The organism is Thalassoglobus sp. JC818, from assembly GCF_040717535.1.
In the GTDB taxonomy this organism is placed as follows: domain Bacteria; phylum Planctomycetota; class Planctomycetia; order Planctomycetales; family Planctomycetaceae; genus Thalassoglobus.
In genome coordinates this window covers 53,772-76,835 of record NZ_JBFEFI010000006.1, presented here as the reverse complement: position 1 = coordinate 76,835, position 23,064 = coordinate 53,772, and the positions used below count along the sequence as shown (strand labels likewise).

General features: G+C 52.8%; 18 protein-coding genes. 10 read left to right on the top strand and 8 right to left on the bottom strand.

Annotated elements, in window-relative coordinates; genetic code table 11:
• Positions 1-138: 138 nt before the first annotated feature.
• From AB1L42_RS16400 to AB1L42_RS16390, 3 genes are all read right to left on the bottom strand, one after another.
• Positions 139-786 (bottom strand): sigma-70 family RNA polymerase sigma factor, encoded by a 648-nt coding sequence (locus AB1L42_RS16400; RefSeq protein ID WP_367058149.1) that lies wholly within the window; start codon positions 784-786, stop codon positions 139-141.
• A 23-nt stretch (positions 787-809) separates the two neighbouring features.
• On the bottom strand, positions 810-2,264 hold the full coding sequence (locus tag AB1L42_RS16395) for a DoxX family protein (RefSeq protein ID WP_367058145.1): 1,455 nt from the start codon (positions 2,262-2,264) through the stop codon (positions 810-812).
• Positions 2,265-2,516: 252 nt separating this feature from the next.
• Positions 2,517-3,605: an FAD:protein FMN transferase gene (locus AB1L42_RS16390; protein ID WP_367058142.1), complete on the bottom strand. Its 1,089-nt coding sequence runs from the start codon at positions 3,603-3,605 to the stop codon at positions 2,517-2,519.
• Positions 3,606-4,023: 418 nt separating this feature from the next.
• Between AB1L42_RS16390 and AB1L42_RS16385 the strand changes: the two genes are divergently transcribed.
• Together AB1L42_RS16385 and AB1L42_RS16380 are read left to right on the top strand one after the other, a co-directional pair.
• Entirely contained in the window at positions 4,024-4,566 is a 543-nt protein-coding gene (locus AB1L42_RS16385; RefSeq protein ID WP_367058137.1) for a peroxiredoxin, read from the top strand.
• A 153-nt stretch (positions 4,567-4,719) separates the two neighbouring features.
• Positions 4,720-5,346 (top strand): carboxymuconolactone decarboxylase family protein, encoded by a 627-nt coding sequence (locus AB1L42_RS16380; protein WP_367058132.1) that lies wholly within the window; start codon positions 4,720-4,722, stop codon positions 5,344-5,346.
• A gap of 80 nt (positions 5,347-5,426) precedes the next feature.
• Here AB1L42_RS16380 and AB1L42_RS16375 read toward each other — a convergent pair whose 3' ends face one another.
• Positions 5,427-7,298, bottom strand: coding sequence for a hypothetical protein (locus AB1L42_RS16375; RefSeq protein WP_367058128.1), 1,872 nt, complete (start codon positions 7,296-7,298; stop codon positions 5,427-5,429).
• A 398-nt stretch (positions 7,299-7,696) separates the two neighbouring features.
• On the opposite strand from AB1L42_RS16375, the gene AB1L42_RS16370 reads away from it, so the two are divergent.
• Positions 7,697-8,755: a Gfo/Idh/MocA family oxidoreductase gene (locus tag AB1L42_RS16370; RefSeq protein ID WP_367058123.1), complete on the top strand. Its 1,059-nt coding sequence runs from the start codon at positions 7,697-7,699 to the stop codon at positions 8,753-8,755.
• A 75-nt stretch (positions 8,756-8,830) separates the two neighbouring features.
• On the opposite strand, the gene AB1L42_RS16365 is transcribed toward AB1L42_RS16370, so the two are convergent.
• A complete protein-coding gene (locus AB1L42_RS16365; protein WP_367058120.1) occupies positions 8,831-9,916 on the bottom strand; it encodes a formylglycine-generating enzyme family protein in 1,086 nt (361 codons plus the stop codon).
• Between the two features lie 44 nt (positions 9,917-9,960).
• Between AB1L42_RS16365 and AB1L42_RS16360 the strand changes: the two genes are divergently transcribed.
• On the top strand, positions 9,961-11,064 hold the full coding sequence (locus tag AB1L42_RS16360) for an FAD:protein FMN transferase (RefSeq protein ID WP_367058117.1): 1,104 nt from the start codon (positions 9,961-9,963) through the stop codon (positions 11,062-11,064).
• A 108-nt stretch (positions 11,065-11,172) separates the two neighbouring features.
• A complete protein-coding gene (locus tag AB1L42_RS16355) occupies positions 11,173-11,724 on the top strand; it encodes a hypothetical protein (RefSeq protein WP_367058114.1) in 552 nt (183 codons plus the stop codon).
• 48 nt (positions 11,725-11,772) lie between these two features.
• Here AB1L42_RS16355 and AB1L42_RS16350 read toward each other — a convergent pair whose 3' ends face one another.
• A complete protein-coding gene (locus AB1L42_RS16350; protein ID WP_367058111.1) occupies positions 11,773-13,716 on the bottom strand; it encodes a hypothetical protein in 1,944 nt (647 codons plus the stop codon).
• A gap of 152 nt (positions 13,717-13,868) precedes the next feature.
• Positions 13,869-15,572, bottom strand: a complete 1,704-nt coding sequence (locus tag AB1L42_RS16345) for a thiamine pyrophosphate-binding protein (protein WP_367058108.1) — start codon at positions 15,570-15,572, stop codon at positions 13,869-13,871.
• Positions 15,573-15,906: 334 nt separating this feature from the next.
• On the opposite strand from AB1L42_RS16345, the gene AB1L42_RS16340 reads away from it, so the two are divergent.
• From AB1L42_RS16340 to AB1L42_RS16320, 5 genes are all read left to right on the top strand, one after another.
• Complete coding sequence (locus tag AB1L42_RS16340) at positions 15,907-17,352, top strand: sulfatase-like hydrolase/transferase (RefSeq protein WP_367058105.1); 1,446 nt, start codon at positions 15,907-15,909, stop codon at positions 17,350-17,352.
• Complete coding sequence (locus tag AB1L42_RS16335; RefSeq protein ID WP_367058102.1) at positions 17,349-17,987, top strand: uridylate kinase; 639 nt, start codon at positions 17,349-17,351, stop codon at positions 17,985-17,987. Before AB1L42_RS16340 ends, AB1L42_RS16335 begins: the two co-directional genes overlap by 4 nt.
• Before the next feature lie 293 nt (positions 17,988-18,280).
• Positions 18,281-19,435, top strand: a complete 1,155-nt coding sequence (metK, locus tag AB1L42_RS16330; protein ID WP_367058099.1) for a methionine adenosyltransferase — start codon at positions 18,281-18,283, stop codon at positions 19,433-19,435.
• 285 nt (positions 19,436-19,720) lie between these two features.
• Complete coding sequence (locus AB1L42_RS16325) at positions 19,721-21,151, top strand: neutral/alkaline non-lysosomal ceramidase N-terminal domain-containing protein (protein WP_367058096.1); 1,431 nt, start codon at positions 19,721-19,723, stop codon at positions 21,149-21,151.
• A gap of 125 nt (positions 21,152-21,276) precedes the next feature.
• Positions 21,277-22,335 (top strand): transaldolase family protein, encoded by a 1,059-nt coding sequence (locus AB1L42_RS16320; protein ID WP_367058093.1) that lies wholly within the window; start codon positions 21,277-21,279, stop codon positions 22,333-22,335.
• A gap of 98 nt (positions 22,336-22,433) precedes the next feature.
• On the opposite strand, the gene AB1L42_RS16315 is transcribed toward AB1L42_RS16320, so the two are convergent.
• Positions 22,434-22,925 (bottom strand): thioredoxin family protein, encoded by a 492-nt coding sequence (locus AB1L42_RS16315; protein ID WP_367058090.1) that lies wholly within the window; start codon positions 22,923-22,925, stop codon positions 22,434-22,436.
• Positions 22,926-23,064 lie beyond the last annotated feature (139 nt).

Sequence of the window (23,064 nt, the reverse complement as noted above, 5' to 3'; positions counted from 1 at the left end):
TTGGTCAACGATGAAAGTGGAGGATTTTGACTTCGCTCAGCGCTCCAAAGTTCTTTTCGAATCGATCGAGTGAGCTGAGATGAAGTGCTGTTTTTTGTTCGGTCTCACGTCATCGAGTTGTCGATGTGAGCTGCGTTCTCATTCGTCATCAGGTTTGTTTTGAAGTATCCAGGTCTGGAACTCTTCGTTTTCGGAGAGGATTTTCTGGAGTTTCTTGAGGCTGCGACTAAGCAGGATGCGGACGGACGCATCCGACTTTCCGAGTCGCGCAGCGATCTCTTTGCTCGGGAGTCCATCGAGATAGCGAAGACGCAGAGCCACTTGAGCATCCTCTGAGAGTTGCTCCATGGCGGTGTCGAGTTGCAATTCCTTTTGGCCCTTAGAGAAAGCATGGCTCGGGGAGGTGAGGCTGGCGACGAGAAAGTCTTCCAGCCCTTTTTCCGACCAGCTCCCACGTGGAGAATTCAGAGGAACTTCTCGATGAGCAGAGCGTTTTTTCGCTCCGAAGTGCCGCCGGTGTTCGTCGATGATCCGACGCTCAGCTTGCTGACACAACCACCGAAACGGATCTCGGTCGGTCAGGTCGATTGTCTTCAGTGCACCCAAACAACTCACGGAGACTTCTTGCAGGACATCGACAGGGTCGACTTTCTTGCGAAGTGCTTCCCGCATTCGTCGATCGATGAATGCGAGAAGCTGTGATCTGTGCAGATCGACATATTCGGCAAGGGCAGCCTCGTCGTGATCTCGAATCCGACTGATGAGAGCATCAAGATCACTGGCCATTCTTCAGTCTCCGAAGCGGCAGATTAACTCTCGGCAGCCTTCTTCTTGTCAGCATCACTGCTTCCGAAGAACAGTCGCGAGACGAAGCCGTCAATTCCAAACCATTGGCCAGTTGGAAGTGCAGCAATTGCCAACAGCGCGATCACTTCGATCAGGTTCTTGTTCACGATGAAGCTGTGTTCCGGACCGGGAGCTGGTGGAACGCCTGGCCATGGCGGAACGACAAGATAGAACGAGAAGACCATGACGGCCGCCGCGAACGCTGATAGGCGGGTGAACAGTCCGACGATGATCAGTGAGCCCAGAATGAGCAATCCCCACATCGCCATCATGTCGGCACGGTACAGCGGGGTGTCTTCTGGAGGGAGTGCCCCGTGAGAAAGCTGCTCAGGAGTGAGGAGTTTCAGCGCGAGGGTTTGCATTTCTTTTTCGAGGCTGCGGATCGGACCGACAAGCTCATTGCGAGTCATCGCCACTTTGCGGCTCAACATGGCAGCATGGTCAGTCTGATACTGCATCGATGCGTTTGTCAGAGTGTCTTCGTATTCATCGAGCAGCTTTTTGTACTCTTCAATTTTTCCGAAACGAACATTGTGACGTGCTTCGTCTTCTTCCTGTCTTGTCACTGTCCCCATGACGTAGTCAAAGGACCCGCGTTCGTTCAAGCGACCGATCACACCTGTGTTGTCCGGGTCGCCAAGCAGGCTCGCTGCGAGACGATGTCGAAACGGGAGTTCTCGTTTGACTGCACTGTTCAACTTGCTGGAAGCAGCTGTGAGGTTTTCAGCGTCGACATTGGAATCTTTCCGACGAGATTCTCGGCTGAGTTCGTTGAGCTGTGCTTCAATCGGTCGACGAGAGTATGTCGAGAGCTGTTCAACAGCTTTGTAGAACGCCATTTCGGAAGCGAGCTTGGGATCGACTGCGTCACCCTCTTCAGCGTCTCCTTCTCCCGGTACGTACGAGACTAGGTTTTTGAGCTTGCTTTCTTCGCTCGGAAGAATTGGGGCCAGTGCTACGAGACGCCCGTTGTCAAACTCAACGACACTCGCGAAAGATTTGAGGTTTACAGACTCTGGAAGTGCAGCGAGGGGAACTGAGATCGGCGGAAACGGAGGTTCTTCGGACGGAGCAGAATCGGCGTTTGCGTCTGCATCGATCAGAATATCGAGGACGGCTTTCTGTTCCGGATTCAGTTTGTAGTGCTCTGCGAAACGGTCGCGCCACGAATACCACTTGGAACTCATGCGATCGTAGTCGAGCCAGTTCAGGTCGTCCGGATCGCCTGTCATTTCGCGGAAATGGTCACGGAACGGACCCTGAGCATTCTTGAGGTATCCCTCTGCGGTCCACGGATCAGGGCCGCTCATTGTGCCGTATTTCCACATTCCTTCGTAAAGGAGTTGCCAGCCAATCGCCACGCGCAGCACAACGAGCAGGAGAATCGCAAACCACGAGATTCGCCGAAGGTCTTTCACTCTCAGTATCCTCGACAAGGTTGAGTTCAGTCATGGGAGTCAACTGGCCGGTAACGTCTGACTGCCGGACTCAATCGCTCCGTGGAAGATTCGATCTTGAACGATGCACAGGATCGAATCGAGATGAGTTGTGTAGGTCTTTAATTGGATGCAGGTTCGGGATGCCTGAAAGATCCACCTCAGCTCCCGATTCTCACCTGCTGAAACCCGAGTTTGACCGCAGTCAAAAACAGTGTTCCCCGTAGCGAAGCATCAGGAGATGTTGCTGCTGAAGTGAATCAGTTCGGGATCAATGTTGCGGATGTGTGGTTCCAGGTGGCGTCCCTGGGAGGGAGGTGGGACCAAAATTGCCCCGACCTGAGGGTGATCATCGCAATACTTTAATGCGTTGTCGAGTCCCATGACATAGAAAGCTGTCGATAGTGCATCAGCTTCTGTGGCTGTAGGGGCGAGAACGCTTACGGAGAGCAATCCGCTCGCTGGCCAGCCGGTTCGAGGGTCGAGTAAGTGTCCGTATCGACGTCCTTCGTGGCGAAAGTATTGGATGTTTGAACCACTGGTCGCCATCGCAACGTTTTTGAGGAGAATGGTGGCGTAAGATTGATCGGTGAACAGCGGGTTTTTCAGGCCGACAGGCCATCCATCGTGCCCGCCATGTGTTCCCCATGCAATCAGGCTGCTTTGACCACCATGGACGAGAAACGCTTCAATCTCTTCATACCTCAAATGCTCGGCAGCTTCATCGATGCCATAGCCCTTACCGATCGAGGCGAAGTCGAGTAGCAAGTCACGTTCGAAGGTGATCTCTGAGCCGTCGCCGAGATTTACATGCTGAAATCCGGATTGCTCCAAAGCGGTTTCCACTTCCTGATCCGTGGGAATTCGATTCTCATCCCGTGCTGCTTTCCAGAGTTGAATCCATCGACCTGTGGCGGGATCGAAGCATCCGTGGGTCTCTCGATAAAGTGTCGAGCATTTTGAGAGGAACTCTGCGAGCGATTCCGAAATCGAGACGGGTCTCTCGGCGGCGTTTTTGTTCACTCCGGCGATTTCGCTGTCGTCGCGATAGATTGTTAGCATCTGTTCCGCGTCGCGGACGCGATCGAAAGCGTCGGAAGCGACCATCACCTGACGCGGGGCTCCGGGGTTCAGAATGACCGACCAGCCACATCCCATGGCTCGCGTTTCGAGACGAACGGTGTCACCCGCAATTGGAGCAGTCGCTTCTTGTGGTTCGTCCAGAATTGCATCAGCGATTTCATCTCCCGCATGACGAATCTCACGTTTGGCGGCTCGGCCAGTGAGAAAATCGCGTCGGTTGGAATCGGGAGGGACAGTCATATCTGCAGACGAATCTGTGCGTTTGGATGCGTTGAGTCACTGGCGGTATCAGCGACTGGCATTTTCAGTCTGGCAGGTAGAGGTGGGGAATTCCACTCCTTGAAGTCAAGTTTCGGGTGGCTATACTCCACAGAGTGATTGGGAAGTGCTCAGTCCGTGATTTCTCGGATCAACCGTCATTGGTCCAAGACGCCGAACGCTGCAATCGAAGTCGATGTAGAATCTCTTTCCGGAAGGGATGGCAACCCCGCGGAAGTGTGTTGACTCTGTGTTGTGATGACTCTGCGATGATGGCTGCCAACGGTGCAGGCTGACACGTTTTTCATCCCTTTCCCGCCAATTTGATATCGATATCCCTGCCGGGCAGGGCAAAGCTGATTCTCAATTTCTCAAGCAAACTCTTCAGGAGATAGCAAAGATGAGTGCACAAGTCGGTCAACCCGCTCCAGATTTCAAAGTCCAGGCTTACGATCGCACCAAAGATGGTTCGGACGCGCAGTTCGGAGATCTTTCACTGGCAGACTTCAAAGGCAAGTGGGTTTGTCTCTTCTTCTATCCACTCGATTTCACCTTTGTCTGTCCAACGGAACTCGTTTCGTTCAACGACAACCTCGGCGAGTTTGAAGATCGCGAATGTGCCGTTCTGACTGCCAGCACCGACAGCGTTTACTCGCACAAAGGCTGGTGTGACAGCCACGACGACCTGGCGAAGCTGAAGTACCCAATGCTCGCTGATACAACTCATCAGCTTTCACGTGATTACGGCGTTCTCAAAGAAGATGCCGGAATCGCTTATCGCGGAATCTTCCTGATCGATCCAAACGGAGTCGTTCGCTGGTCAGCGATTCACGACTTGAGCGTTGGTCGAAACGTGGACGAAGTCTTGCGAGTTCTGGATGCATTGCAGACAGACAAACTCTGTCCATGTAACTGGAAGAAAGGCGAAGAGACTCTCAGCTAGGCCTCTTCAAGTTTCATTGGATTCGCGGCGATGCGTTCCGTTGAATCGATTGGATCGAAATCGTCGGACACTGATCAACGGGGGAGCAAATGGGCTCCCCCGCTTTTCAGACCTGTCAATCTTGCTCAGCCTGAAGAATCAGGAGTCTCTTTCATGTCGGCTTTTCTTTCACCGATTAATCCTGAGAATGCGTCTGAAGACGCAGCAAAACTTCTGGACCGAGTCCGAGATATGCTCGACGGAGAAGAACTTCCCGAGCCATTTCTCGTCTACGCGCACGTCGAGCCGTTCCTGAAAGACTTCTACATGAACTTCAAGAAGTTCGTGTACTCGGACGGAGCGATTGATGCCAAGACGCGATCGGCAATCGCATTGGCTGTTGCTGCTCACGCCAAATCGAAGGCTTGGGGAGACTACTTTCGGTCACGCTGTTCGAAGCTTGGATTCAGCGATCAGCAGATCGCAGAGATTCTGGCTGTTGCGTCGACCAACTACATGTACAACACCTTCTTCAAGTTTCGCGACATCAGCGGAACCGATCTGTTCGACGGAATGGGAGTCGGTCTTCGAGCCCATACCTTCTCCAACACTTCGCTGGGTGATGACCTTGTCGAATTGATCAATGTTGCGATCAGCGACTTGAACGCCTGCCAGCCATGCACAGCTGGGCATGTTGAAAAAGCCAAGAAGCTCGGCCTGAGCGGCGATCAGATTCTGGGGTCCATTCAGTGCGCCGCAACTGTTTACGCGGGCGCACAATTCTTGAACTCTGTGCAGTAGCAAGTACGTCAATCTAAGGAGCGGCTGCGAGACTGAGCAGCTTGGCGATTCAAAGACCGTCTTGCTGATCATTCGACGAGTTACTGCTGTTGAATTGGCTCGACGCCAGTAACCTGTGCTCGTGGCTGCGATGTGTCACGAACGAACGCTTCACTGGTTCGCACATAACCTGTGTTGTTGGCCGAATCTCGAGCTTCGATTCGAATGAAGAATTCGGAGTTCAGATGGTTCGGTAAGCTCCAGACATATCGTTCAACGTCTTCCATAGGTTTGGCAATAGGAGTCCATGGACCTGTCGGAAATGTTGCGTACGACAAAACGACCGGAGCTTTGGACAGCTCCACTTCTTCGATCTTCCAGCTGATGACCAGCTGATCGAGATTCTCTGGGCTGAGGTACTGAACGGGATTCAGAGTGATTCGTGGAGGAGTCCGGTCAACGAAGACGGTAATTTCCGGTGCTTCTCCCGGTTGCGGAGGTGTGCTCAAGACGCCAGCTCCGTTTCGAACGCGAAACGAGAATCCGTATTCTCCATCACGCGGAACGGTCACGTTAATGGGGGAAATCCGATCGACATCACTTCCATAGTGATACCACTTCTGACCTCGATCTTCGGTGATATACAGTTCAATGCTGTTCACTCCAGTCGGACCAACTCCATCGACCTGATAGCCAATTTCGAAGGTAGCGGAGTTCACAACATGTCCGCGTTCAGAACGCGGTGGCAGAACAGGTTGGTTTCGCTCTTCGACGATTTTTGTTTGCGGCTTCGATTCAGGTTGTGTAGTCGCTTCCGGGACGACGAGTTTCTGCTCGTCAGTTTCAGGCAATGTCTCCTGAGGTTTCACCGGACGAACTGCTGACACTGGAGCCTTTTGATTCGCCCCTTTGATCATCGGTTCAATCGAAGTCGACGATGTTGCAGGACTCACGGCTTCAGTCGCTGGCAATGCTTCCGATTCAGCCGGGAATGGATTGGAAGTGTCAGCCTGAACTTCAGGGTTGGCTGGTTCGGACGCGGTTGAATCCGTCGCCCAGACAGGAGCAGATGATTGACGAGATGTCTCCGGTTTGACTGGAGATTCGTTGGCTTCCGACGCAGGTCGAATGACAGACTTCTCGACTTTCTCTTTCGGATCAGAAGCGAGGTTCACCGGAGTCTTCGGCTGTGAAGTCTCGGGGCGAGGCTGATTCAGGTGCTCGAATGGGTTCCCGGAGGGCTGATTCGCTGCGACGGGAGCGGCGGAAGTTCGCCCCGGAGAATTTGGAAGGGCCAGCCCAGCAACGATTGTTTGAGCGGAGGATTCCGCATGATTTCCGGCGAGATCTTCAACCGAGGCGCGTACTTCGACGACTCCGGCTGAGTCGACAGTCCACGAAACGCGTCCACTGGGATCTCGATTGATCGCCACCGGTTCCCAGGATTTCGACTGGGCATTGAAGACATCGATTTTCAAGGAATCGGAAACGAGAAAATCGTCTTGCGCATCCCACTTCATTTCGATTCGCCCGGATGCCGTTTCTTCCACTTCCACACTCAATCGAGGCGATGCGGAATCAACGATGACTTTCAATCCAGCGACGTGAGGACCGGCAGGATAGGTCAATCCTCCGGCAGCCAGTGTTCTGACTGAGAACCAGTATTCTCCGTCTGACTGAGCTTTAAAGACGAATGAATTTGCAGCTGGGTCGACAGATTCGTGCCGCTTCCAACTGGCTCCACGATTGTCGGAAACGAAGAGTTGAATTTCGTTCGCGCCGAGTCTTTTCAATTCGGCCGGATCGAAATCAAACGGAATGCGGAACTTGTTTGACTTCGAAAAGATCGGGGCCGATTCGGGAGTCTGTGCGGTCCCTTCATTAAGAAGGCCAGCGACTCCGGCCAGACAGAGAATACTCCGGCCAAAGAGTTTGCGAATCGACTTCAGGCGGTGTGATGGCTGAGGCGTCATGGCTCTGAGTTCATGCAATTGGTGTATGCGACGGGAGCCGAAAATGATCAACCGGTGCTGCCGGTGAGTATGACGAGAACAAGCCACTTGCCTGCAGGCACTTACAGGCACGGGTTGTGTCAGTGATCTATCGAGGTTGCTCGTTCGAGATACGTGAAACCCGATTCAAAGTTGTTCTCACGCGGATTCCTTCCGCCACTTACAAATCATTTCTTCGCGCAAATGCGGAAGATCCCCCGAATCGTTATCGTCCACATAGCAATGAGGACTCCATTCGAAATGGGACCTCTCATGCAAGTTACAGCTTCCCGTGTTTGTCGTTCTGCAACGATTTCTGAAGATTCCGTCATTGGATCTGGCGAGATTTGAATCCCAATTTGAGCAGAGAGGCGTGTGAGATGGAGAAAATCAGAGTCGGCATCATTGGGGCTGGTGGCATTGCGGCGAAGCTGCATCTCCCCGAACTGGCAGAAATTGCCGAAGTGGAAATTGCGGTTCTGGGAGGCCGGAAAGAGAGCCGTCTCAAAAGACTGAGTGAGCTTTTCAAAGTTCCGCGCACGACCAACTCCTACGATGAGATTTTGGCTGACAAGAGTATTGATGCAGTCGTCATCGCGCTCCCGCATCCGCTCCATGTGAGCTATGGATTGACTGCTCTCGCGGAAGGCAAGCACGTCTTCATGCAGAAGCCGCTGAGTACTTCTTTTGAAGAAGCCGATCAGTTCGTAGAAGCGGTGGATTCGTCGGACCGGATCGTCTTTGCGCTTCCTTACGTCTCAAAGCCGCATGTTTTAGCTGCTCGAAAAATGGTCGAGGAGGGGAATCTGGGAGTCGTTTCATCAGCGACGGCTCGATTCAGTCACGGTGGACCTGAAGTCTACTACGCAACAATTCAGCAGATCCTCCAGGAAGAACCGGAAAACGAGTTGTGGTTCTTCGATGCTGAACATGCTGAGGTCGGAGCACTCTTTGACATGGGCGTATATGCGATTGCCCATCTGGTTGCGATTTTGGGGTCTGTGAAATCGGTGACTTGCCGGATGGCGACGCTTCACAAGCCGACTCAACTGGAAGATACAGCGACGGCTATTCTGGAGTTTGAAAACGGCGCTCTCGGGACAGCAGAAACCGGCTGGTGCGATGGAGCGAGGACTTGCGGTTTCTCAATCCATGGATCGGAAGCGAAAGTGGTGAATCCAAGTCTCACGGGTGATTTGCTTCACTTGCGTCCAAGTTCAATGGTTGATGAAGACGCCCCGTTGATCGAATCGAAGTTGGATTTGTCTTCGTTTCCCGACATCAGCGGTCATCAACACTGGATCAATTGCATCCAAGAAGGATGTCAGCCTCCGATTAGCAACGTCCACTTTGCCCGCCACGTTACGGAGATTCTGTTGAAGTGTCTGGAGTCTGCCCACCGCCGATGCGTCGTCGATGTTCAATCACGGCTGAAATGAAAAAGCCCGGTCACATATGCAACCGGGCTCGTCAGTCATTGAATCGAAGTGACGGGCTCACCTTTCAATTCGCTTTTACTTTCGCAACTCATCAGGAATGTCCGGGTACAGAACCTTTTCCTGAATCTCTTCGTCAGTCGGAGGAGTCAACGGTCGGACCACACGGAATCCAACGAAATCGGCGTCGGTGTGATACCACATACTTTGAGGAAGCTGTGGGTCTTGGATCTTCCAGTCTTCGCTCGACGGAATTCGTTTCGCGCTTCGCAACCATTCCGGGTCATCGAACCATGACCCACCGCGTGTGACGCGAGGGTACAGGCTGCTTGGTGGAAGGTAAGGATTCGCTGCGACAGAGTTCGGGTTGAACTGGGAATAGAAATCCTCTTGATACTGATCGAGGCACCATTCAGCGACGTTGCCGTGCATGTCGTACAGGCCCCATGCATTCGGCTTTTTCTGTCCGACCTTGTGATAGGCTTCGTCGGAGTTGTCGTAGTACCAGCCGTATTCATCGAGGTCTGCGGGATCGTCTCCGAAGGAGTAGGCCGTCGTTGAACCGGCTCGGCAAGCGTATTCCCACTCAGCTTCGGTGGGGAGCCGATAGTATTGACCGGTTCTTTCTGTCAGCCATGCACAGTACATTTTGGCTGCGAGTTGGGTCATGCAGATGGCTGGGAAGCCGTCGTGACCCATTCCGAAAGTCATGTCGGTGTACTCTTTGGTCGGACGAGTCACTCCGTCGGCTTTTTTGTCGACATCGTCTGCTTCACGCCCGAAGAGTTCACGTCGCTGGATGTCGAGATTGAGCCGCCAGGTGTCGTACTCATCCCAAGTGACTTCGTGTTTGCCCATCCAGAATGGAGCGACCTTGACCTTGTGTTGCGGGCCTTCATCCGACTCGCGATTCTCTTCGCCTTCCGGACTTCCCATCAGGAATTCGCCACCGGGGATGGGAACCATCTCGAACGAGATTTCCGTATCACGCAGCTTTTGGACGTACGGCTTCATCTCCTCTTCTGCGGAAGCGACGCTGTTGGGATCGCGGAGATAAGGATCGTTCGGATCGGGGTCGGCAGCCATGGTTGGCATGACAATCGACATCACGATCACGCCAACTGCGGCTTGCCAGATGCACTGGTCAAGGCGTACTGTCAACATGAAAGGCCTTTCAATTCAAAGTCGTCCAGCAAGAAGAGGTTGCGATGGATGAACATCAAAGTTGCTGGATCAGGTGGGTTGGACTGGCAACAGTTTTGCTCTTTGGCTCCCCCTGTGTCGACATTCAAGACGCCTTGGGGCAGGAGCAAGCGACGACAACTGCAGAGCAGCTGGATCGGTACGAGTTCCTCCAAATTCGGATGGGGATACCCGTCACCCTTACATTGTATGCCCCAACACAAGCTGCCGCAAACGTCGCTTCGACCGCTGCTTTCGACCGTTTTCGCGAAATTGATCGGATCATGAGCGACTACGATCCGGACAGCGAGTTGATGCAGCTTTGCCAAAGTGCCCAACTTGGAGAACCAGTTTCCGTAAGTAACGATCTCTTCAAAGTTTTGAGCGCTGCCCAGCGACTTTCAGGGGAAACACAAGGGGCCTTTGATGTGACAATTGGACCGGTCGGGCGATTGTGGCGTCTGGCGAGGCGGAAAGAAGAACTTCCGGATTTCGGTCGACTGGAAGAGGCTCGCCAAAGAGTTGGGTATCGATCTCTCGACTTAGATCCAGAACGACGAACAGTCACGCTTCTCAAAGAGAGGATGCAACTGGACCTCGGCGGGATTGCGAAGGGGTACGCAGCTGATGTTGCTCTCGAAGCGATGAAGCAACACGGGGTCACTCGTGTTCTGATTGATGCGGGTGGCGATCTCGTCGCTGGTGACCCTCCTCCCGGGCGTCAGTTCTGGAGAGTTGAAGTCGAACAGCGAGATGCCAGCGACGGGGAACAGGCGACGCGTCGAATTTTGAAGGTCAACAACTGCGGAGTGGCGACTTCCGGTGACACTTATCAGTATCTTGAGATCGACGGGAAACGATATTCGCATCTCGTCAATCCGCAGACCGGACTGGGAGTTACTGTCCCCGCTTCGGTGACAGTGATTGCCTCAACCGGGATGGAGGCGGACAGTCTTGCTTCTGCTCTCAGCGTGATGAGAGATCGAGAGTCGATCGAGAAGTTATCCCGAGGCTACGATGCAGAGTTCTTGAAAGTCGAACTTGATGAAGGTGGCCGAAAGCGGGAAATTGTCTCCCCCGGTTTTCTCCATCGGGTACTCGAATCCAACGGCGAGTGTGAGGCACAGTAAACATGTACGAGACAGGCGACGCGACCGGTGAGTTTGATTGAAGCACGCGTTGATCGCTGGTCGTGATTTGCTTTCGTCCGCGATCTTGAGTTTGTGAAGATCAACTTGATGATGCACACAACAGATATGTCAATTCAAAGCACACGAGCACAATGGCCGCGTCTGATGGCTTACTTCGGGCTGGCGAGTCTGTGGGGGCTCGCTGTGTACTTTGCACTCTCGATCAGCGATAAAAAAACGAACTGGGATACAACGTTTTGCGGGGTGTGGGGATGCTCTGCCCCGATCGCGGCGGTTATTTCCTGTCACCTGGTGTGGGGGCTTTTTCTTCTCCCCTTCGCAGTCATTGTTTGTGCCAAATGTTCGAAACGGGTCACCCGAATCACCGGGATGACAACTGTTTGCGTCGCTGTCAGTGCGATTCTTGTACTTGTCGTTTACGAGTACTTTCACTGGTACAGGTTTGTCCAACCGGCGTACCGAATCTACTTCGGTCGGCGAATTGCTCTCTCACTCTTCTCGCAGATTGACTTTCCCATTCTCCCACTACTTCTGACCGGCTTGGGGGTTTGGTGGGTCTCTCTACTTCGACCGGACAAGGTTCTTTCCCGGGCTGAGCAAGAAGATGGTCAGGTCTCTGAAGAAGTCGTCTCTTCGTGAGTTCAGATTCAGTCACAGACGATTTATCTGACGACTGCTGAGGGACGGTCAGTTGGCACTGAATTCGTAGATTTCCAAGCCTCGCTGATCAGCGAATTTCTTCGTGGTGAGAATGATTTTGTTCTGAGACTCATCGACGGAAATCGCCATCGTTCGCCCCGGCTCCTGATACGTATTCACGATCTCTGCCATCGCTCGTTCCGCAGGCACGATTCCGAGATTGAAAGTTTGCGGCATGTTTCGTGTGAACCCCGCGTTTTCCAGAGCGATGCCGTCGACCTCGAGAACGACTCCGATTTCTTCACACAAGTAGGTGAACGCTTTCTCGAGCGGCATTCGGTTGAATTCCGCATCGACTGGATTCTTCAAACGTTCTCGCACGGACTTTTGTGGCTCATCCGTTTGCGGTTGTGTGTCGACTGTTTGAGTGAAATCGGTACGGGAAGCTTCGTCGAGTGTGAATAAAGTCGCGAGTGCGAGATTCGGGGCTGCCTTCTGGGGGAGAACCGTCGTCATCGTCAGATAGCGAGTGGCAGTATTCGTGACGGTCGATTGTCGAACCGCTTCGACCATCGCTGGCAGTCGTCCGATGAACTGCCGGAACCTCATTTCCGAGGGAGCCATTTTGAGGCATACATCTTTCCACAGCCTCTCAGGCAAGGCGGCGAATTGTTGCTGGAGGCGCTCCTTCACTTTTGTGGGTGAAGACGTATTCGTCACGCGCAGCATGAGTTCAGAGTGCAGGTACGGAGAGGGATTGACTTCCCAACTCACCATTTCGACATCATCTCCCAGCCAATCGAGTGACTGTTGAATGATCTGCTGGCTGGCGGGCGGGAACAGGACATCAGTGTGCCGACGAAGGTCAGCCACGTTCCCGACAACGGTGAACAATTTGTCGCGATCAGTTTCCCGCAGCAGGTGATCCATACCTTCGCTGATATCGCGGTTCGGAGTGTCGATCGAGTATTCGAGTTCGCCAGCGAGATGAGCTGGGAGGATGGCAATAGTCTGCTCGTCTTTGATCAGCGAGCCCTGAGTCTCGTTGACTTTGATTCGCAAGTCGGGACGCTCGGTAATGTCGTAGAGGTATTCACCTTTAAATTCGTCGATAAGAGTCGACATCTTCTCCGGCGACTTCAGGTGAATCACTGCACACAAGTCGGGAGTCGTTCCACGCGCGCCGATGATGTATCCCAGAACGACTTCTTCGATTTCTGACGGAGAGCGGTGACACAGCTCCTGCAGAGTGGTTTCCAGCCAGTTGGTTACGTTTTCTGTCAGACTTGCACGCAATATTTGAGCATCGCGTGAGTCAGACCAGAGGTCCGCAGGTCGAAAGTGAACCACAAAGTTGACACCACTGGGCATCAAATAGAGTTCGATTGGTTCACCACTGGTCGGGCTGAACTCTTCGACGATTTGAGGTCGATTCTCCAGCATCGCTCGACTGTAGGGCTCATCGGCGGAGACGGATTCTGTACCAGGAGAGTTCTGAGGCGCCCCTGAATTTGCAATGGGCGCCGGTTTTTTCTGAGCGATTGTGGCCAGGTAACCGACGACACCAACTGCAGCCAGAAGAAAAACAGCAGTAACAATCAACCCACCTCGCCCCTTTTTGCGACGACGTTTGAGTCGCTCAAGCGAACTCGTGGCTGAGTCTTCTGTCGGAACAATCAGCGACGGGGAACTCGCGGGCTTTGGAGTTTCTGGTGGTGCAGAAAAATCAGGGAACGAACTCGGAGCACTCGATGCTGCCGAGGATTCATTGTCAGGAATCCACTGAGGAGAGGTTCCGACGGGTGGATCGTCATCGACGAGTTCAAGCTCGACGACTTCCTCCACAGGTGGCGGAAGCTTGAGGACGAAGGGAGTCTGGCACTTCGGACATTTGACTTTTTTTCCGAGGAGTTCCGGTTTCTCGACTTTCAGTTTCCGGGCGCAGTTGGGACAGGCAATGGAAACCGGGAATGACGGAAGGTCTGATGGCATGACTCGAAAAAGCTCCCTTTCAGGAAGGCTTTTGTATTCAAGATTGGAAGGTACGCTGAGAGCGTCATGGAAGTGCGGAAATCATAGTGTTTTCGCAGGCATCCATCGACTCAAAATGACAGCCTGATGATCTTCAGACAATATGGATCCGATCAGAGTGTCTGGCTCATTTTTTCTGCGAGTCGCTCCAGGGCAGGGCTGATATCGTTCGGCTCAAGATGCACATTCAGCAAACTGAACGCATCTTTGTGAGCGAGGGCAGCTGCCATCGACTGCTTCAATTCTCCGAGCGTTCTCACTTCGAATCCCCAACCAGCCCCGAAGAGATCGGGAATACGATGATAATTCCAGTTAAGTATGTCGTTGAATGGACCTTCCTGCAGGAAACGTTCGGTTGTGTAACCCTTATTGTTGAGCACGACAACAATCGGGTTGAAGTGATTTCGCACGATCGAACTCAATTCCATGCACGTCATCTGGAAGGCACCATCGCCGACCAGAACAATTGGCCGCAAGTTTTTGTCAGCGGTTTGCACTCCCAAAGCAGCCGGGACCGCAAATCCCATCGACGTATAGTACGCTGGGCTCAAGTATTCTGTGTGCTTGTGAATTGTTAGATCAGATGACGCGAACAGAGAGTCTCCCACGTCTGCGATGACGACCATGTTGTCATCCAGAATCTGATCGATATGCCCGAACAGACTTTGAATCGTGACAGCGTCGGCATCCGTCGATTTACTCTTCTTGAGAACCTGCCGTTTCGGAATTTCAATTGCTTCTGCGTCCGGCCGGATCGGGGCCTCTTGAAGAGTGTTCACGAAGTCTTCAAACAGGACATCGTGAAAGTGGTGATGACCGATTCGAAGCTGTTCGGTCGTGGCAGAAATGCAGTTTTGGGCATCGAGCTTGGCAGTATAAATTCCGAGATTGATGTCCGTCATGAAGGCGCCGAGCATGATGAGACAGTCGCTGTTCTCAACATATTCCGTCACCTCGCGGCGCCCCATCGCTCCTTCGTAAACGCCGAGATACAGCGGGTGTCGCTCGCTGATGACTGACTTGCCGAGCAATGTTGCGCACATGGGAATTTGATTCTGCTCAGCAAGCTCCAGAATCTGCTCGCGCAGACCGAAGCGATGAACCTCAATCCCCGCGAGAATGACGGGCTGTTTGGCTTTTGCGATGCGCTCACGTGCTTCGCCAATCGCAGCCTTCAGAGCATCAGGGTGGCTGGTGCGATCAAACGTGGGGGGCGCATGCGGCGCGATGGCTGGGGAATGAACTCGATCTCTTGGAAGTTCAAGATAGACAGGACGTTTGTATCGAACAGCTGCGTCCAAACATCGGTCAATTTCACGGAAGGCTGTGAGCGGATCGTGAAGGTCAGCGCTCGCGATCGTGATTTTTTCGAAGACTTCACGTTGAGTTCCGAAGTCTCGAACCCGGTGGTGAAGCAACGGATCGTTTCGCCGCTCTTGCACACCGGGAGCGCCGCTGATCACGACGACCGGAGACTTCTCAGCGAAGGCTCCTGCGATGGAATTGCACGTGCTCAGCCCACCAACACAATAAGTCACGCAGACTGCTCCGAGTCCATGAATTCGAGCATAGGCGTCCGCCGCGTAACCCGCACAATCCTCGCGAGTACAGCCGATCATGCGGATCGGCGATTCTTCGAGCAGCCCGTAAAATCCCAGAACGAAATCTCCCGGAATCCCGAACATGTCTTTCAGGCCGTAGTCCTGAAGTCGCTGAATCAAATAGCCGCCAATCGTTGGCGGAGAAGAGGTGTTGTTGGTCTTCGACAACGTGGTCTTCTTCGAATTCCTCGCGGCAATCTTCTTCGCGGTCGTCATCGTCAAACCTTTCCGAAAAACTGTTCGAGAAGTGTTTCCGTGGTCCGGGTCAATCCATTTGGGACGCTGCAAATATTGTATACGTCAGAAGCTCAGGAGTGGGAGAATCCTTCTGCTTCGCGATGAAATCCGCTGCGTGATTGCGTAAGTCTATGAAGGATTGAATGTTGCGAACGTAGCTGTGAACTGCAGCGCCGAGTCAGTTAGAAATCTGGTCAGCCACTTAAGTCCAGCAGTCGATCTCTTGTTCGGAGCTTCTGGAAAGACGACGATGACGCGTGCCAGTTTTTAAGACGATCTTCATCCAACCTCTTTCATCCAAGAGAGCCATTTCATGACCAAGCTTCGACGAATGATTTTTGGGCTTCTCGGACTTCTTCTCTTTTTGCCATCGGTTGTGTGTGCTGAGCGGCCGAACATCGTGTTCATCTACACCGACGATCAAGCACCGACGGCCACGGGCTTCAGCGGAAACCCGGACTTGAAGACTCCAAACATTGATCGCCTGGCTGCCAGCGGAATTGTCATTCCCAACGCATTTACCGTGACTCCTGTTTGCAGCCCTTCGCGTGCTGGTCTGGTCACAGGTCGGTATTCGACCGAATTCGGAATTCTCGACTGGATTCATCCCACTGCTGAAGCAGAACTTGGCCTCGATCCGGAAGCTGTCACGTGGATGGAACTCTTGCAACAAGCTGGCTACGCGACTTGTCTCTCCGGGAAGTGGCACCTCGGAACGGAAGATCGGTTTCATCCAACCGTGTTTGGATACGATGAGTTCATGGGCATCCGAGATGGTGGATGTCCTCCCAAAGATCCGGTCCTTGAAGTCAACGGAGAAGACGTGAAGCAAGAAGGCTTCACTGTCGATCTGGTCACCGATTACGCGTTGGACTTTATGACCAGAAACCAGAGTGAGCCGTTTCTGGTTTCCATTCATTATCGCGAGCCGCATGCAGCTTGGCTGCCAACTCGGGACGAAGACTGGGAACCGTATCGAGACCTCGATCCGCAACTTCCGGAGCCGAGTCATCCAGATCTCGATGTGGAACGTGTCAAGAAAATGACTCGCGAATATTACGCGAGCGTGGCCAGCGTCGATCGGAATGTCGGACGCATCCTCGATCTGCTCGATGAACTCAATCTCTCAGAGAATACGATCGTTGTTTACACCAGCGATCACGGCTATCACAACGGCCATCACGGTTTGTGGTTCAAAGGGAACGCGCACTGGATGCTCAATGATTTGCCGGAACAGCAATGGGACAACATTGATCGTAAGCGGCGACCGAATCTTTACGATCAGGCGTTACGAGTTCCGACCGTCATTCGCTGGCCAGATGCTCTGCCGCAGGGGCAGACCGTGCTTCAGACAATGACCAATCTCGACTGGTTTCCGACACTGCTCGGAATGGCCGACATCGAGATTCCGAATGGATTGAATCTGCGTGGACGTGACTTCACGCCGATGCTGAAAGGGCTGCGAATCGCTTGGCCGAATGACCTTTATGCCGAGTACAGCATGCGACACGGCGCGTTTGTGGACATGCGATGCTGGCGGACTCACCAATGGAAACTTGTCGTTGATTTCGCAAATCCAGGGCGTGACGAACTCTATGACCTGCAAAACGATTCGGGCGAGTTACAGAACCTGATTGACTCGGACGACCCAGCCATACAAGCTGTCGCTGCCGAACTTCGCAGCAAGATTCTTCACAGGCTCGAAGAATTGAACGATCCGCTTCTGGAACGAATTCAAAACGAGAGCAAATCGGAATGACGAGTCATCCAACTCGGGGCTCGATCATCGTCATGAAAATCGGTGGAAGTCTGTTCACACTTCCAGATCTTTCGCGACGCCTCAGAGAGTTGGTCGAACAATTCGAACAACATCGAGTCGTTCTGGTCCCTGGCGGCGGGGTGTTCGCTGACGCAGTCCGTTCACTCGACCGAATTCACGAACTCAGTCCACAAACCTCACACGAGCTCGCGATTAGGGCGATGTCGATGTCGTGCCAGCTTCTCGAACAACTCATCGAAAATTCCACGATCGTTCATGCTCTCTCCGATTTCGATTCGGCTTGGAAGCAGGGACATACTGTGATTTATGATCCTGCCAGCGATTACGGCCAGCATGCGGATTTGCCAGCCAGTTGGGATGTGACAAGTGACTCGATCGCTGCTTCGCTGGCGATTCAACTGGGTGATTCATCGCTGATTCTCGTGAAGTCGATCGACCTCCCGGAAGTTTGCCCTTCGATCGAGCAGATTTCAGCAGACGGACTGGTCGATGTTTATTTTTATGAGCTGGCCAAATCGCTAACGAACATCGGGTGGTGCAATCTGCGTAATCAGGAAATCCGCGTTGTCGATGGATCAGGCAAGACGGGCGATTCTTGGAATCCCGATTCGTAGAATCTGATGAAATGGGGCATTGAGGCCTTCTTTCTCACCCGTTCATGAGTTCTGTTATTGGGCAAGACGGCGAAGTACTGGCGTTCGAGATTGCGAAAAGCTAACATACTTCGCTTAATTTTCAGCAATCCGACATCTCCGATTGTCTCTGGAGACTGTCCGAAACTGTTGCCGAGACAATTCCCGTCGCAGATCAACACTCTGAATCTGCTCAGTGGGCATTCAAGTTCGCGAGTTGCAGAACGACGCTGGGATTGTTGATCTGGTGGTGACTTCACTTTCTGAGGAACACAATGTCGAAGAACTTTATTTTTACAAGCGAAGCGGTCAGCATGGGGCATCCGGACAAGGTTTCGGATCAGATCTCCGACGGTGTTCTTGATGCGCTTCTCGCGCAAGATCCAAATTCTCGTTGTGCCTGCGAGACGTTGTGCACAACTGACTATCTCTGCCTCGCTGGAGAGATCCGCACTTCTCCAGACATCTCGAAAGACGAAGTCGAAAAGATCGCTCGGAACGTGGTCCGTGAAATCGGTTACACCAGCGACGACATCGGATTCAATGCTGATACCTGTAAAGTTGATGTTCTGCTTCATCAGCAGAGTGCCGACATCGCCATGGGTGTCGATGCTGATGGTGCAGGCGATCAGGGCTTGATGTTCGGTTACGCTTGCGATCAGACCGAAGAGCTCATGCCGCTTCCGATTGCGTTGTCTCACCGCATTCTGAACCACCTCAACGAAAAGCGATTCAGCAAAGACGTTGACTGGTTGCTCCCGGACAGCAAGAGTCAGGTTTCTGTCCGATATGGAAACGGAAAGCCTGCCGAAATCACAGCGATCGTGCTTTCGACACAGCACCGTGACTCTGTGAAACGCGATGAAATCGAAGCTTACATTCGAGAAACCATCATCCCTGCAACAGTTCCTTCGGAGTTGCTCAACGCTTCAACGAAGTATCACGTCAACCCGACTGGCCAGTTCCTGATTGGTGGACCACACGGTGATTGTGGACTGACCGGACGAAAGATCATCGTCGACACATACGGCGGTTGGGGACGACACGGCGGTGGAGCGTTCAGCGGAAAAGATTCGACCAAAGTCGACCGCTCAGCTGCCTACATGGCTCGCTACGTTGCGAAGAACATCGTCGCTGCTGGACTGGCGACCGAGTGCGAAGTTCAACTTGCATACGCGATTGGCGTTGTCGATCCAGTGAGTATTCGCGTCGACTCCAACGGAACTTCAACTGTCGATGAAAGTCGTCTTGAAGCGGCCGTTCGAAAAGTCTTCCCACTGAATCCACAGGGAATCATTGATCATCTCCAGTTGCGTCGCCCTGTCTTCCGACAGACTGCCGAAGGTGGTCACTTCGGACGAAAAGGTGAAGCGTTCACTTGGGAAAACACTGACAAAGTCGAAGACCTTAAAGCTGCTGTCGCTGGTTAGTGACAGTCGTTTCCGCAGTGCATTCGACCGAGTGATTGAAATGTCACTTTATGGTCACCGAATGCACGATTGCGAACCGTTCGTGAGGACAGACTCGCAATGAGGTTCTTGAGATGACATCGAAAGCTGGCAAAGCACTTATCGTGTGCTTTGCCAGCTTTCTTGCATTGACACGGACTCTCGATCCGTGGGGGATGGAGCATTGAACTGGTGGGATGGTTTGGGGCGGAAGAATCGGTATGCTGGTTGTCGTATCGATCCCTTTAAATCGAGGTGAAGATGAACATGTTACGACGTTGCTCGATTGCGTGTGTCTGTGTGGTGCTTTGCTTGGCAACCACTGTTCGTGCCGAAGACCGGGTCTTTCTAGCAGGGGCAGCGACGAGCAACATTACTCCTCCGCTCGGGGAATTGATCGTTGGGGGGTGGGCACCGATTCCTTGCACACATATTCACGATGAACTCCATGCACGATGTTTGATTCTCAACGATGGAGAGACAACGTTGGGGTTTGTGATTTGTGACAACGTCGGGATTCCTCGCGAAGTCTTCGATGCTGCCCGCGAACAGATCGCGGAACAAACAGATCTGAATGTCGACAACATTCTGATGGCTTCGACACACACTCATTCCGCTACGACAGCTCGAGGACGCAGCAAAACTGAAGCAGTTTCCAACCTCGCCAGCTATCAGGAGTTTCTTGCCCAGCGAATTACAGATTGCGTCAGACGCGCGCTCAATCAGATGGTTCCTGCCCGCATTGGATGGGGAAGCGTCGAGGAAGCCTCGGAGTTGTTCAATCGCCGCTGGTATGTAACTGATCCGGACTTGCTGACGAATCCATTCGGAGGCGTCGACAAGGTCCGCATGAATCCGCCGCGAGGCAGTGCGACTCTCGTTCGCCCGGCCGGCCCGGTTGATCCCGAAGTCTCTTTCATCGCTGTCGAGTCCAAAGAAGGAAAGCCGCTGGCGCTCCTGGCAAATTACTCGCTGCACTATGTTGGAGGAGTCCAGTCGGGAGAAGTCTCTGCCGATTATTTCGGGATTTTTGCTGACTTGCTTCAGCGACACTTCGATCCCGAAGCGCAGTATCCTCGGTTCGTCGGGATGATGACCAACGGAACCAGCGGCGATGTCAACAACATCAACTTCACCGGGAAACGTCCTTCTCGTGAGCCCTACGAACAAATGCAGATCGTCGCAGAGAAGTTGGCCAAACGTGTGATTGCAGCTTATACAGAGATCACCTGGAACGACTACGTCGAGCTGGGATCTGCAAAGTCCACCTTGCAACTTCAGGTGCGCCAACCGACTCCGGAGATGAAAGAGTACTTCACCTCAGTCATGGATCTGCCTGAGAAAGAACGACACCGGCATGTGCTGACCTACATTGATCGGATCAAGCGGATTGAAAGCGGTCCGCAGTCGATCGAAGTACCACTTCAGGTGATTCGCATCGGCGATCTTGCAGTGCATGCGATTCCGTTCGAAGTCTTTACCGAGATCGGACTGGAACTCAAAGACCGCTCTCCATTCGACGATGCATTTACGATCGAACTCGCCAATGGATCTTACGGGTATCTTCCGACTCCCGCTCAGCATGAATTGGGAGGCTACGAAACGTGGCTCGGGACTAACAATGTTCAGTTGGATGCTTCGGAGAAGATTGTCGATCAGCTTCTGGATTTGTCGCAGAGTCTCACTCCTAGCGAATAGTCGATTCAATCGGGCGTTGCATCAGAGTGAAATCGACCTTTCCGGTTGCACTCTGTACGCGAATTGCTCATGGTGATTGAACAAGTCTTGACGTTGATTTCATTCTTCTGATCTAGGAGTTTCCCGTGGTTACACCGCTCGAATCGTTGGTCCAGTCCGGAACGAAGCTCTGGCTCGACAGCGTCGACCCGGACCTTGTGAAAGAGAATCTTTCCTTCGGAGCCACCGGTGCCACATCAAACCCTGCGATTGTTTCCGATCTCATTAAGTCGGGGCGTTTTGATGAAGAGATTTCCGATCTGGTCGAACAGGGCTTAGACAACGAAGCGATCGCCTGGGAGTTGACCGATCGGCTCGTTCGGCGTGCGCAAAAAGAGTTCGAAGAGATTCACAAGAAGACCAACGGCAACGATGGGTATGTAAGCTTCGAGCTTGATCCACTCCTCGAAGATGAAGACTGTTCGCTCTCCGTGGAAGAGAGGGCAGATCGTTACGTGGAGCTCGGAAAGAAGTGGTCAGCAGGGCATACGAACCGCATGATCAAAGTTCCCGCCACTCCAGGGGGACTTGCGGCTCTGGAACGCCTTTCGGCAGCCGGGGTCACGTTGAACGTCACGCTCATTTTCTCATCGCGTCAGTATGAGATTGCCCGCGACAACATCTGGAAAGGGGCGCAACAGCGACAAGACCCGAAAACGCTCAAGTCGGTTTACAGTATTTTCGTCAGTCGCATCGATGCCTACACCGACAAGAAGTACTCCAATTTGTCCGATGCGGCTCAGGGTCAGGTTGGAATTCTGAATGCCAAGAGAATTTGGAAAGAGAACAAAGAGTTCTGGGCAGACAAAGGGCTTCCGCTGCAACAAGAGATGATCTTTGCCAGCATGGGAACCAAGATGCCCGAAGATCCCAAGGACAAATACGTCGCTGCACTTGCCGGTTCTGATATTCAGACGAACCCGCCCGGAACGAATACCGCAGTGCAGGAGATGTCTGGAAAAACCTTTGAGTCACGCGTCGGTGATTTTCCTTCTGACGAGGTCTGCAGCGAAATCGACGAGAAGGTCGACTTCGCACTCATGGAAGATGATCTGATGAAAGAAGGGCTCGCGAAATTTGCGACCCCACAAAAAGACCTTCTCGATCTCATCGAAAAGAAACGCGGAGTCGTGTCAAAATCCTGACGTGACATAGCGATTCGCGCTGATTGCCATTCCTCAACTTAAAACGAGAGACCGGTTCACCCGGTGCTCTCGTTTTTTGTTGTGGGTATCGACTTCGATTACTTCGTAATCGAAGTCCGTTGAACGACCTGATGCTTCTGCTTGGCCTCTGCGAGTTTTTGGTAGAAGGGGCCAGGTGTGTAGTAGCCGTCGATGCGTCCCAGCAGATCCGCTTTTGGGCTGAGAACGATTGTGCAGGGAAGTCCCGTCACGTTGAGAATCTCAGCGGCCTTTTTGTCTGTGTCTGCATCGAGATGGACTGCGACGAAGCTGTCATTGACGTATTTGCTGACCTCAGGAGAGGTCAAAGTCTCCTTTTCCAGCTTCTTGCAGAAGTGACACCAGTCGGCCCCAAACACAACCAGCATCGGCTTGTTCTCGGTAGTGGCGATCTTGTGAGCGCTGTGCAGATTTGTTTGCCATTGAACGGCATCGCCTTGATTCGCCCCGGCAGACTTTGTCGGCAGAAACGGTGGCGCTCCCTGACTTGTGTGGGAGAATGCTGTCGCGAAAAGGACAAGAGCGATGGAATATAGTGCAGTCCGTTTCATTCGGGTGAAATCCTTTTCATGCTGGGGCAGAGATCAGTCCGAGCACCAATGACGCTGTAGCTTCGGTGAAAAAGAGCCGTGAAGTTGCGCCGTCTTCGGTGTGAATTGCGCTTCACAACTGTTTCGCTGGCTTGTTCGA